The organism is Devosia sp. (assembly GCF_034675085.1).
Taxonomy (GTDB): Bacteria; Pseudomonadota; Alphaproteobacteria; order Rhizobiales; family Devosiaceae; genus Devosia.
In genome coordinates, this window is record NZ_JAUCDN010000426.1 from 1 (window position 1) to 2,207 (window position 2,207).

3 protein-coding genes are annotated in these 2,207 nt (G+C 63.8%); all 3 read right to left on the reverse strand.

The window, feature by feature from the left end; all coding sequences use genetic code 11:
- A partial coding sequence (locus VDP82_RS17290) for a 2Fe-2S iron-sulfur cluster-binding protein (RefSeq protein ID WP_323016062.1) occupies window positions 1-640 on the reverse strand: 640 nt, incomplete at its 3' end.
- A 4-nt stretch (window positions 641-644) separates the two neighbouring features.
- Window positions 645-1,958, reverse strand: a complete 1,314-nt coding sequence (gene nuoF / locus VDP82_RS17295; protein WP_323016063.1) for an NADH-quinone oxidoreductase subunit NuoF — start codon at window positions 1,956-1,958, stop codon at window positions 645-647.
- Window positions 1,948-2,109 carry a hypothetical protein gene (locus VDP82_RS17300; protein ID WP_323016064.1) on the reverse strand — a complete coding sequence of 54 codons (162 nt, stop codon included), beginning with the start codon at window positions 2,107-2,109 and terminating at the stop codon, window positions 1,948-1,950. The genes nuoF and VDP82_RS17300 overlap by 11 nt, the downstream gene beginning before the upstream one ends.
- Between the last annotated feature and the right edge of the window lie 98 nt (window positions 2,110-2,207).

Here is a 2,207-nt window from a genome sequence, read left to right on the forward strand (position 1 = left end):
GTTTGGATGTCAGCGCGCCGACCGGGCACAGGTCGATCACATTGCCCTGCAATTCGCTGGACAGCGCCTTTTCCAGATAGGTGGTGATCTCCATGTCCTCGCCGCGGCCCGTGGCCCCCAGCTCGGAAATGCCGGCCACTTCCGTGGTGAAGCGCACGCAACGGGTACACTGGATGCAGCGGGTCATCACCGTCTTGACCAGCGGGCCCATATATTTGTCTTCCACGGCGCGCTTGTTTTCATAAAAGCGCGAGCCGGAGACGCCATAGGCCATGGCCTGGTCCTGCAAATCGCATTCCCCGCCCTGATCGCAGATCGGGCAATCGAGGGGATGGTTGATGAGCAGGAATTCCATCACGCCTTCGCGGGCCTTCTTGACCATGGGCGTATTGGTGAACATTTCGGGCGGCTCGCCATTGGGGCCGGGCCGCAGGTCGCGGACCGCCATGGCGCAACTGGCCTGCGGCTTCGGGGGGCCGCCCTTCACCTCGACAAGGCACATGCGGCAATTGCCGGCCACCGACAGGCGCTCATGGTAGCAGAAGCGCGGAATTTCCGCGCCCGCCGCCTCGGCGGCCTGCAACAGCGTGTAGGTGTCGGGAACTTCGACGAGCTGGCCGTCGACCTTGATCTGAGCCATCGGCTTACTCCGCCGCAATCGACGGCACGGCGCCGTCGCTGGTCGAGGACCAGGTATATTGATCGATCCGCGCCTCGATGACGTCGCGGAAATTGCGGATCAGGCCCTGCACCGGCCAGGCCGCAGCATCGCCCAGCGCGCAGATGGTGTGGCCTTCGATCTGCTTGGTGACTTCGAACAGCATGTCGATCTCGCGCTTCTGGGCGCGTCCCTGCACCATGCGGTCGAGCACGCGCATCATCCAGCCGGTGCCCTCGCGGCACGGGGTGCACTGCCCGCAGCTCTCATGCTTGAAGAACGCCGAGATGCGCCAGATCGCCTTGATGATGTCGGTGGACTTGTCCATCACGATCATGCCGCCGGTGCCGAACGAGCTCTTTTTCTCCCGGAGCCCGTCAAAATCCATGACGGCATCCATCATGTCCTCGCCGCGTACCACCGGGCAGGAGGCGCCGCCGGGGATAACGGCAAGCAGATTGTCCCAGCCGCCGCGAATACCGCCGCAATGCTTCTCGATGATATCCTTGAAGCTCTCGCCCAGCGCTTCCTCGAAGGTCGCCGGCCGGTTGACGTGGCCCGACACCATGAACAGCTTGGTGCCGGTATTGTTGGCCCGGCCGATGGAAGCGAACCAGGCGCCCGAACGACGCAGGATTTCCGGCACCACGGCAATGGATTCGACATTGTTGACCGTGGTCGGATTGCCATAAACGCCCATCGCCGCAGGGAACGGCGGCTTAAGGCGCGGCTGGCCCTTCTTGCCTTCCAGCGACTCCATCAGCGCGGTTTCCTCGCCGCAGATATAGGCGCCTGCGCCGTGATGGACGATGATGTCGAAGTCCCAGCCATGGACGTTGTTCTTGCCGATCAGACGGGCGTCATAGGCCTGCTGCACGGCTTTCTCGAAATTCTGGCGCTCGCGGATGAACTCGCCGCGAATATAGACGTAAGCGATATGCGCGCCCATGGCGCGGCCGGCCAGAAGGCAGCCCTCGATCAGATGATGGGGGTCATGGCGCAGGATTTCGCGGTCCTTGCAGGTGCCGGGCTCGGATTCGTCGGCATTGACCAGCAGCTGGCTGGGGCGGCCGTCGCCGGCGCCGTCCTTGGGCATGAAGGTCCATTTCAGCGCCGTGGGGAAACCGGCGCCGCCACGGCCGCGCAGCCCTGAGGCCTTTACCTCATTGGTGATCCAGTCCCGGCCGGCATCGATGAATTCCTTCGTGCCAACCCAGGCGCCGCGTGCCCGCGCGCCTTCGAGGCCCCAGTCGCCCTGGCCATAGAGATTGGTGAAGATGCGATCCTTATCAGCGAGCATGATGCGCTTTCCGCCTCAACAGATAGGTGAACCAGAGCGCGGCACCTTCCGCGCTCACGATGGCCGGCTCCACGAGCGCGCAAAGGCTCGTCCCGATGGCGAAACCGCCCTCGGTGCCCCTGTCGTCTTCATGGGTCCGGCTCTGCTGCATTTAACGCGGGTCCTTCCCGAAGACCTTGCGATATTCCTCGACACCGCCCTTGGCGAGCGCCTTGGCCTGCTTGATCCATTCGTCGCGCTCGATGCGGC

What these genes read in the sequence shown, in the direction of transcription:
- nuoF (WP_323016063.1), bottom strand. Translation starts at nt 1,958, where the DNA reads ATGCTCGCTGATAAGGATCGCATCTTCACCAATCTCTATGGCCAGGGC.
- VDP82_RS17300 (WP_323016064.1), bottom strand. Translation starts at nt 2,109, where the DNA reads ATGCAGCAGAGCCGGACCCATGAAGACGACAGGGGCACCGAGGGCGGT.